The organism is Streptomyces sp. NPDC050121, assembly GCF_044460385.1.
In the GTDB taxonomy this organism is placed as follows: Bacteria; Actinomycetota; Actinomycetes; order Streptomycetales; family Streptomycetaceae; genus Streptomyces; species Streptomyces soliscabiei.
This window is the reverse complement of sequence record NZ_JBITJV010000082.1, coordinates 1-14928: the sequence shown is the minus strand read 5'-3', so window position 1 is coordinate 14928 and position 14928 is coordinate 1. Positions and strand designations below refer to the sequence as shown.

The following is a 14928-nucleotide window of genomic DNA, read 5'->3' as shown; positions in this document are numbered from 1 at the left end:
CCAGAACACGGCCGGCGCCACGTCGGCTCAGGGGGTGGAGGAACCCTCCGGTCGGCGCGGTCCGGATGTCGCCCCCGCGATGCGCGATGCACGGGCGGGTACGGCGGCCGAGGGGCACAGCCCGGAGACTCTCCTCCAGGCCGAGGTGCACTACGCACAGGTCGGGCAGGGATCGTTCGAGGCCGTGGTCGGCGACGAGTCGCGTGCCGCCGATGTGGACCCGGCCATGGACCACCGCGCGGAACCCGCGGAACAGCCGCAGAACGAGGTCGGGGACGGGGACGGGTGGCTCGGGGCGGCGGACTTCGCCCAGTCCGTGGGACTGGGCGGGGTGTTCGACGAGGCTTCGGCCGGCGAGGCGGAAGCGGACGGGCAGCGTCCGGCCAAGAGACAGCGGCGGGACGATTCGGACGACGGACGGTTCGGCGAGCAGCGGCTCGGCGAGCACGAGGTGGACCTCTTGGCAGCGGAGTTCGGCCTGTCCCCCGGCCGGTATGCCCAGGACGAGACGTTCGGCGAGCGGTCCGGCACGGCCGAGGAGGAGTGGGCGAACGGGTGGGGCTGGTTGGGCTTGTCGCCTTCGGGGACGGAGGACGGGGCAGTGGACCAGGAGCCTGCGGCTTCGCCGCCCCGCGACGGGGCGCTGGCTGAGCGGCAGTTGCCGGCGGATTGGTTCGATTCCGGGCTGTTTCCCAGCGAACCGGACGCCGCGTCGGACGAGGATGGCTTGGCGAGGCCCGTGGTGGCCGCTCCCGCCGCCGACGGCACCCGGTTTGTCGACGCCGAGGTGGGGTTCGGGGACGGGGCCGTGCCGAACCCGGCGGAGCTGCTGGCGGGGCCTGCCAGCGAGGCGGAGCCGGCGGGGCCTGACCCCGACGCGATGACCGTCCGGGACATGCTGGACTTCCTGCACGTCAGGCTGGGGTCGTGGCCGGCGGTGGTCGCCGAGGTCGACGCCTCCGAGACCTCGCTGTACAAGTGGCGGTCAAAACCGCCGAGCGGGGAAAGTCTCGCCAAGATCCGTGCCGCGGTTGTCAGGCACCGCGACGCCGAGCCCTACGCGGTTGGCGGGCCGGCGGAGCAGGAGCGCCTGCGGGAGTGCCTGGCCTCCCTGCGGGAGGATCTGGGGCTGGTGTCCGACCGTGACGCGGCTTGGGCACTCGGAGCCCACCCGCATAGGGTGGGGTCCTGGCGGAAGGGGGCTGCTATCGGAGCCGAGTACGCCCGCCGGATCGACGAGCTGCACGCGCTGGTGCGGGAGGCGAAGCAGAGGGGTGGGTTCGACCCCGCGGCGCTCCTCGAGGAGTGGCGAGCGCGGCCGGAGAACCGTGCGCCGGTGGGCGGGAATGGCAGGGTGCGGTCCGGCGAGGCCCTGCCCTACAGGGCCCTCCTGAAGCTCGTGCAGCACGCGCTGGGCGGCGGGTACGTGGCCGTGGCCCGGAAGCTCACCGCCGGCGGGGAGCGCGTCGATGCGAGCCTGGTGCGTGGCTGGACAAGGGGTGAGGTAAGGGCCGGGGGGACCCCGGACCAGGATCAGATCAGCCGGATCCGCGCTGTGGCCGACGAGGTGATCGGCTCCGACAAGCTCGAGGCTTACCAGAAAACCTTGACCCGGCTGAAAGCCCTGACGCGTGCGCCGAGGTCGAACATGCAGGCGGCCAAGAAGCTCGGCGTCGCCCGCGCAACGGTGTCCTCCTGGCTGCGAGGCGATCGCCTGGTGGATGAGGAGCATGCCGCCAGGATCGACGCGGAGTTCGGGCGGTTGCCGGTCGAGGCGCGCGGGGAAGCCCCGGCGGGAGCTGACTGGGCCGAGGTGGAGTCCGGGTGGGACTCCGGCGCGGAGCGGGAGGGGTCGCTGGCTGAGCGGTCCGCCGTGGATGTGGCCGCTCTGGCCGCCGGTGCCTTCGATGGTTTGAGGGGGTCGGCGTTCAGCGGCGGCCACGCCGAGCCCTACGCGGTTGGCAGGCCGGCGGAGCAGGAGCGCCTGCGGGAGTGCCTGGCCTCCCTGCGGGAGGATCTGGGGCTGGTGTCCGACCGTGACGCGGCTTGGGCACTCGGAGCCAGCCGGACGAGGGTGGGGCACTGGCGGAAGGGGGCTGCTATCGGAGCCGAGTACGCCCGCCGGATCGACGAGCTGCACGCGCTGGTGCGGGAGGCGAAGCAGAGGGGTGGGTTCGACCCCGCGGCGCTCCTCGAGGAGTGGCGAGCGCGGCCGGAGAACCGTGCGCCGGTGGGCGGGCGTGGCAGGGTGCGGTCCGGACCGGATGATGCTGCCGCGGGCCGGGCCGGCGAGGCCCTGCCCTACAGGGCCCTCCTGAAGCTCGTGCAGCACGCGCTGGGCGGCGGGTACGTGGCCGTGGCCCGGAAGCTCACCGCCGGCGGGGAGCGCGTCGATGCGAGCTTGGTGCGTGGCTGGACAAGGGGTGAGGTAAGGGCCGGGGGGACCCCGGACCAGGATCAGATCAGCCGGATCCGCGCTGTGGCCGACGAGGTGATCGGCTCCGACAAGCTCGAGGCTTACCAGAAAACCTTGACCCGGCTGAAAGCCCTGACGCGTGCGCCGAGGTCGAACATGCAGGCGGCCAAGAAGCTCGGCGTCGCCCGCGCAACGGTGTCCTCCTGGCTGCGAGGCGATCGCCTGGTGGATGAGGAGCATGCCGCCAGGATCGACGCGGAGTTCGGGCGGTTGCCGGTCGAGGCGCGCGGGGAAGCCCCGGCGGGAGCTGACTGGGCCGAGTGGCCGGGTGACGTCGAGGACCTGCTGGACGATCTGTCCGTGAACGGCGACGACTTCGGTGACAGCGCCGAGCAGCTCACCGGAAACGAGCTGGTTTTCTCCGATAACGAGCTGGATTTCTTCGGGGACGCGCAACCCGCGGACGGTGCGCAACGCGGAGAGGAGGGGGAACGTGCCGTCCGGTCAGGGCCGGAGGGTGCGGGGGACATGGAGATCGACGTGGCGCCGGCGGTGGACTACACCATGGTGCACGGCGGCGACTCCGGTCTCCCGGCGAGCAGCGAGAACGAGCAGGCCGACGAGGCCGGCGGTGAGCTGCTGGCCTCGGGCGAGGTGAGCACCGACCGCTGGATCCCCTTCGGCACCGGCGAGGGAACACCCGAAGCGTTCACCTTCACCCCCGTCCCGCCCGGCACCAGCACAGTCACCCGCACGGCCGACGGCGAACCCGCCACGTCCGACACACGATGGCAGATCAGCCGCCCGCAGGGATCCGGCGAGCGCACCAGGGTCGGCTACTCCTGGGCCCACTACCGCGGTGCGACCCCCGCCCAGGACACCATCCGCCTCACCCGCCGGATCCACCTGGCCACCCACGACGCATCCCCCGAACAGGTCACCGTCCTGCAGAACGGCCTGCGCACAGCCCTGAACGACCTGGTCAACCAGCGCGACTACCGCCTGCCGGCCCTCCAGCCCGACCAGGTCACCGGCCCCGCCCTGCCCGGCCCCCTGCTCCGCGTCGATGTACGTTTCGTCGACTCGCCGGCCGATGCCGACTCCGTGGTCACCGTGCATGACGGCCTGCCCGGTCCCGGACACCCCATGGTCCAGAACATCTGGTACACCGATGTCCACCCCGCCGCCTACGTCCACGAGATCGTCCACGGTCTCGGTGTCATCGACGACAACCCCGACCCGCGTGTCCTGCTGACCCCGGGCGGCCGTGGCGAGCAGGTTCTCGCCGAGGGCGAGTCCAGCCTGATGGGCCCCTTCACCGATCCGGCGCGGCAGGACTTCGTCCTGACCACCGATCACCTGCGGCAGATCGCCGATGTCCTCAGCCCGTATCTGCACACCACCACGACCCCGGCCGAGCACACCGAACCCGCCGTCGCACACGCCACGGCCTCCCAGCTCATGTCCCCACCACCCGGCCAGACCGGACCCGATACGGCCCCCGCGGTCGACGACCAGACCGCCCAGATCGCCCTGTCCCAGCTGAATGACCTGGTCCGCACGCTGGGCAGCGGGGCGGCCGTGGCCCGGGAGCTGGAGTATGCCCCGGCCACCGTGAACAAATGGCTCAGCGGCACGAGGCCGGTGAGCGCAGACGCCGCCGGAAGGATCGCCGGGCTGCACGGCCGCCTCGCCTCCGGCGACGTGCGGTCACCGGTGACCGCCGCGTCCTTCTGGGACATCCTGGAATCGTTGTACGTGAAGGAGCGGGAGAAGCACGCGGACGACGAGTCCGCGCTCCGGGCGGTGGCCGACGCACTCAGCGGCGGTACGGTCGAGGTGGACCGGGACGACGTGTACGACTGGATGTCCGGCAAGCGTGTCGTGGACCCGGCGATGCACGAGCGGATCGCCGAATACGCCGCGCTCGTCCACCCCGACGGCCTCCCCACCGCACCGGCCGACACCCCCGCTCTCCACACGGTGCAGATCCAGTACCTGGTGGACCGGCTCGGCTCCGAGACCACGGCAGAACTGCTCGACGTCCCACCACAGGTCCTGGAATCCCTCCACGCCAGCACCTCCTCCCCGACGCCGGAGCTCGCGGAGCGGATCACGGCAACCCTCGACCTGCTCCTGACGCAGAACACCACACCGAACGTCGACGACGTCACGAACCACGTCCGCCAGAGCAGAACCCCGCTCCAGAACGCCATCGCGGACCTCACCCGCCACCTGGGAACACAAGCCGCCGTGGCAAGAGTGCTCGACTGCGACACGCGGCAGTCGCGCAACTACCGCTGGGGTGGTCATGAGTCGCGGGTGTCGAAGAAGACGGCCGACCGGATCCGCGCGGCACTCGCCCTGCTCGACGAAGGCCGTCCCGTCACCGCCGAAGCGGTCACCGAACGCGTCACACAGGACGCCACCACAACCAAACTCAAGGCGTTGAGGAAGGTGGCGGGCAGTGAAAGGGACCTCGCCAGAGAGCTCAAGGCCCACCAGAAGACGCTGCGGCGTCAACTCAAAGGCGCGCAGGCCTCCCGGGAGTTTGCCGAGCGGGTGGACGCGCTGTTCGAGCAGTGCGAGCAGCTGGGGATCGACGTCCTGGGGACCGCGACCGCCGGGGCCGACGGGAATGCCCCGACCACGCTCGTCCAGGCCAGGATGAGGCTGCTGCTGAACCGGCAGGACCCGCAGCTGGACGAGGCCGGTCAGGTGAGGGCCGCGGCCGTGGTACTGGCTGAGACGGACCAGGACCGTGTGCGGGCTTACCTGACCGGCACGGCCACGCCTCCGCCCGGTACCGTCGGTTTGCGGCTCAAGGCAGCCGCCGACCTGCTGCTCAAGCGTCCCGTCGGGCCGGTCACCGCCGAGGAGGTGGACGCGCGGGTCAGTGATCGCCGCTCCTGGCAGACGAAGATCCAGACGCTGTGGGACGCGCTGCGAAGCGACGAGAACGTCGCCACCGTGCTCCGCATCACAGGAGAGGCGGTGCTGTTGCTCCGCCTCGGTGAGGTGACGAACCCGCTCAGGGAGACGGCCGACCGGATCGACGTGGCACTCCACCTGCTCGACGAGCACGGTCCCAGGGGCGTCACCGCCGACGCGGTGGCGAGAGGCGTCACACCGTACGACGCCCGGCCCAAGGTGCGCCTCCTGGTCCAGTGGTATGGAACCCTCGAGGCGGCCCGAAAACTGCAGGCCGACGAACCGACGGTGCGCCTGCTGCGGATCTTCCGTGAGACCGAGAAGCTGACCGTGGACACCGCCCGCCGGATCGACACGACGTACGACTCGCTCGTGAGCCGGCTGAGGGATCTCGGCATCGACCCGGCCGAGGCACCCGTCCAACTCACCGGCAACGAACTGACCGTGGCGGGTGTGGAGGAACGGTCCGGTCGGCGCGGTCCAGATGTCGCCCCCGCGATGCGCGATGCACGGGGGGCGGGAGAACAGGGCGAGGGCGTGGCTGCCCGGACCGCGGGCGAGTTGGACCTGGACGAGTTGGACCTGGACGAGTTGTTCGACTTCGGTGACAGCGCCGAGCAGTTTGCCCAGCTCCCCGGAAACGAGCTGGATTTCTTCGGGGACGCGCAACCCGCGGACGGTGCGCAACTCGGAGAGGAGGAGGAACGTGCCGTCCGGCCCGGGCCGCCTCACTTGCCGTCCCCCGGTGACGAAACAGGGGGCGAGCAGCGGCTCATCACTGAGGACGATGCCGAGGAGCGCGTCCAGCCCCGCACGATCCGGCCCGCCACAAGCCGGGCGGCCGAATACCCTGAGGGACAGCCTCCGGCGAAGCAGCGACGGCTGAACGACGAATCCGGTGCGGACGAGTCGCACCTGGGCGAGTGGTCCGATTGGGCGGGTGACGTCGAGGACCTGCTGGAGGACGTCGAGGATCTGCTGGACGATCTGTCCGTGAACGGCGACGACTTCGACGACGTCCTCGGGAGTGACGAGTTCCTCGGCCGGCCCCAGGAGTCCTCGGGTACGAACGGGGAGCCTGCAGGGCCTGTTGCCCCGCAGGCGCCCGCGGCGGGCGTTTCGACCGTGGCGGGTACGGCGGCTGCGCAACCCGCGGACGGTGCGCAACCCGGAGAGGAGGGGGAACGTGCCGTCCGGTCGGGGCCGGAGGGCGCGGGGGACATGGCGATCGATGTGGCGCCGGCGGTGGACTACACCATGGTGCACGGCGACGACTTCTCTCCGGGGGAGCGTGTCGAGGACGATGTCGACTTCCTGATGGGTGATTTCCTCGGCCCGTGGTTCGAGCAGCCGGGTGCCGGCGACCTGCTGGGCGAGTCGGACGGCATCGGCCCGGGCGATACGGTGGCCGCGGACGGCGCGGAATCGTCGGAGAATCTGTTCGCTGAGGACGAGGCCCTCTTCCACAGAGAACAGTGGCTGCAGACGTCGTCCCACGAGTCCGTGAGCACGACCGGCGAGGAGCGCGTCCAGCCCGGCACGACCCGGCCCGCCACAAACCGGGCGGCCGAATCCCCTGAGGGACAGCCTCCGGCGAAGAAGCGACGGCTGAACGACGAATCCGGTGCGGACGAGTGGGACCTGGGCGAGTGGTCCGATTGGGCGCGTGCCTTCGAGGGCCTGCTGGACGGTCCTGGCTCCGTCTCCGAGCCCGACGCGCCGGTCCCCGGCACGGAACCCGAAGTGCCCTTCCCCGGCGCGGTGGAGACCGGTCGCGCCCAGATCCGGCCGGACTTGAGCGGGCGGTGGGTCGGCGAGCCCTTCGGAGGCCAGCTGCGGCTCAGGAACTTCGAGGCGCGGCGGTACCAGCTGCCGTCGGGCGAGTTCGCCACTCAGGCGGTGATCCGCCTGAGTCTCCTGCCGGTGCAGCACGAGCGGCCGATCACCGACGAGGAGCTCGGTGAGCTGAGGCAGCGCGCCCAGCAAGGTGTCGACATACTGTGGAACACCGGCCACCGGCTGCCCAACGGCGACGTCTTCCAGCTCGGCCTGTGGTTCGTCCCCGATGGGGAAATCGCGCATCACATCGTGCAAGTGCACCGCGAGTACAAGGGCACGACTTCCAATGATTGGGGACTCGAGGAACGGCCGTATGTGCTGGCGCACGAGTTGGGACACCTGCTGGGCCTCGAGGACGAGTACCGGGCCGCTGACCGCAACCGTTGGCGTGCCGTCTACGAGGACGAGGGCCTGATGGGGCCCTTCCTCGTGGACGACCGAGGCCGCGCCCAGGTGGACAACGACCACCGGAACGACCAGGGATGGGGATACGGCCGGATGCGGATTCGGCCCCGGTATCTACGCCAGCTGGGTGGGTGGATCGAGGCCGCCCTGGAGACGGCCCGTCTGCGGACCGACGGTCAGGTGGTCTTCTCCACCGCTGACAGACTCCAGCCCCGGGCGGACGGGTTGCCGACCCGCCCCCACTTCGCCCTGGACGTGCGCACGTCGGTGCTCTACGGCGAGGCCCGCACCGGTGGGGGCGGACTCGCGACGCCCCCACCCGCCTCCGACCGCCCCCGGCCAGTCGCGGTGAAGGGCACGGAGCACCCCAACGGGACCTACCGTGCCACGTACCCGGGAATGCACGAGCGGATGGCGAGGAACAGCGGCACGCTTTCTGTCGCGGGCGATCTCGTCCTGCCGTCAAAGCCGCACCGCGGGCTGATGATGTTCCCCGCACAGTGGACCGAGGAGGACGCGGTCTACGCCGCCGAACAGGCATACCTGCACGCCCTGCGGGAAGGCACCGTCCTGCCCGTCCCGAATCGGCCCGGTGTCTACACGTGGACCGGCGAGTATGACGGCGTACGGATCGAAGGAACGCTCTCCCGCGGCGTCTTCACCGACTTCCGCCCCAGCGACGACCAGCCCGGCACACCCGTCCCGCCCGACGACGTGCCCCCCGTGCCATCGGCCCCCACCCCAGCGGTCATCGGCCGACGCGTGGAGAACCTGGTCCGTTTCGGCGACCGCCGCACCCGCACCGGCGCCCATCACGAACCCGGATTGTCACCGGACGCCCAGATGTACTTCCACGGTCTGATGGTCAACCGCGGCCGGCAACACCACAACTTCACGTACGACGCCCAGGTCCTCTTCCTCCACCCCCGGCTTCCCGTGGCCCAGTGGCTGGGACACGGCCAGGAACCCAAGTCATGGTATTCGGACTTCGACTGGGCCGAGCACGTGGACGGGGAGCCGCATGTGATGTTTCCCCTCGCATGGCAACCGGACCAGCTGCTGGCCAGTGCCGCGCACGCGCACAAGTTCGCTGTCGCTGCGAACCTGGTCCGGCCGGCCGACGCGCCCGATATGAAACCCGGTACGAAACACTGGGTCGGCATGGCCGGAGACATCCGCATCGAGGGCCTGGAGCGCGACGGCCGGATCCTCAACTTCCGGCCCACGCACGTCCAACCGCACACCAGCTGGCCCCGGTCCGAGCCGGTCGGTGAGGTGAACGCCGGTCCGGTGACGGTCGACAGGGGTGGCCGGGTCCTCCCCCTCGACGTCCGGCACGTGCTGTTCGCCAACGGACAGCGCGCCATCGATCTGGCGATCCGGGTCCATCTCGACCCCGCTCCCGGAACCGACGTCGCACGGATGGACAAGAACTTCGACAGTCTTCGGGCCGAGCTGGCCGTTTCCCTGATCTCTGCCGGGGACCGGATGCGGACGGACGGTGTTCTGGTCCGGGTGTCGCTGGTGCGCGCCGACAGCGCCGAGAACGCACATCACTCACTGTCCGTGAACGCGGACCAGCTGGGCGCCATGGTCGAGAAGATCGCCGGGTTCGCCGGGTTGGTACCGGGCCTCGTCCAACAGCGCGAACTGGCCGAGCGGTTGCTGAACGGCCCGGTGCCGCGTCCGGACGAGTGGAGGCCGGCCACCGACGCCGGACAGGAGGTCGGATCCCACACCCTGAGCGAGGCCGCCGGCCGACTTGCACTGGCCGACCCCTTCAGCGGGCCCACCACACTGCGTGAACCCGACCCCTCCGACAGGGGCGACTGGGGCGGCTGGGGCGACTGGCTCCATCGCCCCGCCCCCTCGGCCCCGCCGCTGGACCTGCTGGACGACGAGGTGCCGGCCGCCGGCGGATCGCGCGCCGCAGCAGGGCCTGTTGCGCCGCAGGCACCCGCGGCGGGCGTTTCGACCGTGGCGGGTACGGCGGCCGGGGGGCACAGCCCGGCGACTCTCCTCCAGGCCGAGGCGCGCTATGCACTGCGCGGGCTGGATGGATCGTTCGAGGCCGTGGCCGACCGCGTCGGTGCCAAAGACGCGCGATCGGTGGAGGGTTGGGAGAGCGGCCGGATTTCGCACCTGAACGTGGAGCATGCTGAGCGGCTCCGCGCGTTGGTTGACCTGCTCCAGGCACGCGGCGGCACCGGCCCGGTCACCAAGGAAGAGGTCGACGCCCAGGTCAGCGACAACTGGAGCTCCCTCCAGTCCAAGATCGTGCGCCTGGTGAAAGGGCTGGGATCGGTCAAGGACGTGGCAAAGGTCCTTTTCCCCAAGACGGGGACCCGCCCCGCGGAGCACACCGTGAGAGCTTACCGCTCCGGCGATGTCACGAAGCCGGCTAAGGCCGTGGTCGACCGGATCGACGCGGCATTGGCCCTGCTTGAGGAACGCGGCCCCGGCAGCACGGTCACCGCGGAAGAGGTAGACGCCCGGGTCACGCCGTACGACCCCAGCCCCCAGCTGAAGGACCTGGAAAAGTGGCTGGGGTCGAAGAGCGCCGTGGCCCGGGAGCTCCGTAGGCGTTGGCAAGATATTGCAAGTGCGGACTTCGCCGATGCGCTCCATGCGGCGCACAGCAAGTACCGGGAGCTGGGGCTCGACGAGGGCGAAACCGTGTTCCCGCTGTACGTGGGGTGGCTGGTGGCCTACCAGGAGTCCGTCGAGGCCGTGGCCGTCATACTCAAGGACGACCCGGAGTCCGTGCAGGCATACTGGGACGGCGCCCTTCCGGGGCCAGAGGCTGCCGAGCGGATCATGGCGGCGGTGGCCTTGCTCCGGAAGCCCGACCGCACCGGCCCGATCACCGCGGAGGACGTCGACGCCCAGGTCCGCCACGACTGGAGCCCCCTCCAGTCCAAGACGGCGCTCCTGCTGGAACGGCAGAAATCGCGCGAGGCCGTGGCAGACATCCTCAACTGCACGGTGAAGGAGGTGGACCGTTACCGCTTCGGCCATGTCATGAACGCGGAGGCTGACGTCGCCGATCGGTACGACGCGGCATTGGCCCTGCTTAAGGAACGCAGCGGCACGGTCAGCCGCGACGAGGTCACAGAACGAGCACGCGTCAGGCCGTACCAGACCCGCGGCAAGCTGGGTTTCCTGGCAAGGTTTTGGGTTACACCCATGGCCGTGGCCAGAAGCCTCACTGCTAGGCACCAAAACGTGCGGACGTGGATGTCCGGTGAGGTCAGTCCGTCCATGCTCGACAGGGACCGAATCGATACAGCGTACAAGTCGCTCCGCACGCGGCTGCGGGCGTTGGACGTCGACTTCGGTGACAGCGCCGGGCAGCCTGTCCAGCACACCGGAAACGAGCTGGTTTTCTCCGATAACGAGCTGGATTTCTTCGGGGACGCGCAACCCACGGACGGTGCGCAACTCGGAGAGGAGGAGGAACGTGCCGTTTGGTCAGGGCCGCCTCACTTGCCGAACCCCGGTGACGAAACAGGGGGCGAGCAGCGGCTCATCACTGAGGACGACGCCGAGGAGCGCGTCCAGCCCGGCACGATCCGGCCCGCCACAAGCCGGGCGGCCGAATCCCCTGAGGGACAGCCTCCGGCGAAGCAGCGACGGCTGAACGACGAATCCGGTGCGGACGAGTCGCACCTAAACGCGCGGTTCGATCGGGCGGGTGACGTCGAGGACCTGCTGAAGGACGTCGAGGATCTGTTCGTGCACGGCGACGACTTCGACGACGTCCTCGGGAGTGACGAGTTCCCCGGCCGGCCCCAGGAGTCCTCGGGTACGAACGGGGAGCCTGCAGGGCCTGTTGCCCCGCAGGCGCCCGCGGCGGGCGTTTCGACCGTGGCGGGTACGGCGGCTGCGCAACCCGCGGACGGTGCGCAACTCGGAGAGGAGGGGGAACGTGCCGTCCGGTCGGGGCCGGAGGGCGCGGGGGACATGGCGATCGATGTGGCGCCGGCGGTGGACTACACCATGGTGCACGGCGACGACTTCTCTCCGGGGGAGCGTGTCGAGGACGATGTCGACTTCCTGATGGGTGATTTCCTCGGCCCGTGGTTCGAGCAGCCGGGTGCCGGCGACCTGCTGGGCGAGTCGGACGGCATCGGCCCGGGCGATACGGTGGCCGCGGACGGCGCGGAATCGTCGGAGAATCTGTTCGCTGAGGACGAGGCCCTCTTCCTCAGCGAACAGTGGCTGCAGACGTCGTCCCACGAGTCCGTGAGCACGACCGGCGAGGAGCACGTCCAGCTCGGCACGACCCGGCCCGCCACAAACCGGGCGGCCGAATCCCCTGAGGGACAGCCTCCGGCGAAGCAGCGACGGCTGAACGACGAATCCGGTGCGGACGAGTCGCACCTAAACGCGCGGTTCGATCGGGCGGGTGACGTCGAGGACCGGCTGGAGGACGTCGAGGATCTGTTCGTGCACGGCGACGACTTCGACGACGTCCTCGGGAGTGACGAGTTCCCCGGCCGGCCCCAGGAGTCCTCGGGTACGAACGGGGAGCCTGCAGGGCCTGTTGCCCCGCAGGCACCCGCGGCGGGCATTTCGACCGTGGCGGGTACGGCGGCCGAGGGGCGCAACCCGGAGACTCTCTTCCAGGCCGAGGTGCGCTATGCGCGGGAGAGGCTGGGATCGTTCGAGGCCGTAACCGACATCGTCGGTCGTGGTGATATCGAGACGAAAACGGAGCGGCTCCGCGCTTTGGTTGACCTGCTCCTGGAACGCGACGGCACCGGCCCGCTCACCGAGGAGGAGAAGGAGAAGGTCGACGCCCGGGTCCACAGCAACCGGAGCTCCCTCCAGAACACGATCGTGCGCCTGAAGGAAGGGCTGGGATCGTTCGAGGCCGTGGCAGCAGTCCTTCGCCCCTCGAAGACGATCCGCACCTCGGTGAGCACCGTGAGAGCTTACCGCTCCGGCGATGTCACGAACCCGGCTAAGGTCGTGGTCGACCGGGCCGCCGCGGCGTTGGACCTGCTTGATGACCCCGAGCACACCGGCCCGGTCACCGCGGAAGAGGTCGACGCCCGGGTCACGCCGTACGACGCCCGCGGCAAGCTGAAGGACCTGGAAAGGTGGCTGGGGTCGAAGACCGCCGTGGCCCCGGAGCTCCGTAAGTCAACGGATACGGTGCGTAATGCCAGAAAAGGCAACGACCCACGTGCGGACTTCGCCGATGCGCTCGATGCGGCGCACAGCAAGTACCGGGAGCTGGAGATCCCCGATGGCAAAACCGTGTTCCCGCTGTACGTGGGGTGGCTGGTGGCCTACCAGGAGTCCGTCGAGGCCGTGGCCGTCATACTCAGGGACGAACGCAGGTTCGTGCAGGCCTACTGGGACGGCGTCCTTCCGGGGCCAGAGGCTGCCGAGCGGATCATGGCGGCGGTGGCCTTGCTCCGGAAGCCCGACCGCACCGGCCCGATCACCGCGGAGGACGTCGACGCCCAGGTCCGCGACGACTGGAGCCCCCTCCAGTCCAAGACGGCGCTCCTGCTGGAACGGCAGAAATCGCGCGAGGCCGTGGCAGCCATCCTCAAACGCACGGTGGTCGAGGTGGACCGTTACCGCTTCGGCCATGTCATGAACCCGCAGGCTGACCTCGCCGATCGGTACGACGCGGCATTGGCCCTGCTTAAGGAACGCGGCCCCAGCGGCACGGTCGACGCCGACGAGGTCGCAGAACGAGCACGCGTCAGGCCGTACCAGACCCGCGGCAAGCTGGGTTTCCTGGCAAAGTTTTGGGTTACACCCATGGCCGTGGCCAGAAGCCTCACTGCTAGGCACCAAAACGTGCGGACGTGGATGTCCGGTGAGTTCAGTCCGTCCATGCTCGACAGGGACCGAATCGATGCAGAGTGCAAGTCGCTCCGCAAGCGGCTGCGGGCGTTGGGCGTCGACTTGGGTGACAGCGCCGGGCAGCCTGTCCGGCTCATCGGAAACGAGCCGGCCGCCCTCTTCCCCCCGCCCGCCACCGCTTCACCCACCACGCCCGACGCCCCCACGCCGACGACGCCCGCAGCACACCAGGAGACCCCGGACACACCCGCGCCCCCATTCACCCGCGACGAGACAGACATCCCCACGCGGCAATTCATGGAGGACTACCTCAAGGAAGTCACGGCAACTCTCACGGAAGACGTCTCGATGGAGGAAGACGCACCAACGTGGGAGGAAGCTCGCCGGGCGAGCGACCCCGAACCGGAAGACCAGGACGGTGCCGGACCGACGGGCCTTCTAGCCGGCGATTTCGACTTCCTCGGCACACTGCTCGGCGCCACCGACCGACTTGCACTGGGCGATCCCTTCAGCGGGCCCACCACACTGCGTGAACCCGACCCCTCCGACAGGGGCGACTGGCTCCATCGCGCCGCCCCCTCGGACCCGCCGCCGGACCTGCTGGACGACGAGGTGCCGGCCGCCGGCGGATCGCGCGCCGCGAGCCCCGCTGTGCCCCCAACCCGTTCCGGCCGCACCGAAGCGGTGCCCGCCGAGTCGTCGTTCCACGAACCGGAGGCGGCCGGCGGGCGTCGGTCGCCGGGCGTCGGCCGTGCCCTGTCGGCGCCGTTCTCCTCGTCCGATGAGGCCGGGGCGGCCCAGGAGCGCGAACCGGCGGCCGTCCAGCAGCCACGGCCCGCAGCCGAGCCCCCGGTAGCTGCCGGGGAGTCGGGCGCTGCGGCTGACGCGAACCTGGGCGACGTTCCCAGGCGATCCCCGGCAGAGCACGCCTCGGCCGGGCGGGACCGGCGCGCGGAACTCGACCAGCTGCTTCACTTGCAGGCCGTGCTGGACACCCCTGTGCTGTCCCGCCACGTGGAGGGAGTGGCGTACTCGCAGTCTGCCGCGGCCACTTGGGCACTTGCTGACACCGAGCTGCCGCTGCGCGATCTGGCACTCAGCCTGGCGGACCGTGTAAAACTGCTGCACAGGCATCCGGAGCTCTTCCCCGCGGAGGTGCGGGAGAGCTTCATGCGGCTGACCGCGCATGAACCCGGGTGAGCCTCGGGGCTCTGCGGCAGGCCGGCGACGGCAGCTACGGCCGGTCGCTGCGTACGAACCTGGACAAGGAACTGACCTCGACGACCGACACCGGCAGGGCGGTCGCCGAGGCGATCGGCGCCGTCTCCCACGGCAGTCTCGAGAACGCGCGCAACATCCTCAAGACCCAGGCCGGAAACCTCGACGCGATCCTCACGTCACGGGGCGCGGGCAGCGCCGGGACCGGCAGAAAGAGCTGATACGACATGGCGATCCAGGCCTCGACGCCGGTGAACAACATGCTGTTCGTCCTCACCGGCGAACGCCTCATC

Annotated in this window: 2 protein-coding genes; both read left to right on the top strand. The window is 70.1% G+C overall.

Features of this window, described 5'->3' with window-relative positions; all coding sequences use genetic code 11:
* Positions 1 to 79 precede the first annotated feature (79 nt).
* A complete protein-coding gene (locus ACIBTS_RS48580) occupies positions 80 to 14617 on the top strand; it encodes an EndoU domain-containing protein (protein ID WP_399328315.1) in 14538 nt (4845 codons plus the stop codon).
* Complete coding sequence (locus ACIBTS_RS48575; RefSeq protein WP_399328313.1) at positions 14614 to 14856, top strand: hypothetical protein; 243 nt, start codon at positions 14614 to 14616, stop codon at positions 14854 to 14856. Before ACIBTS_RS48580 ends, ACIBTS_RS48575 begins: the two co-directional genes overlap by 4 nt.
* The last annotated feature ends 72 nt before the right edge of the window (positions 14857 to 14928 follow it).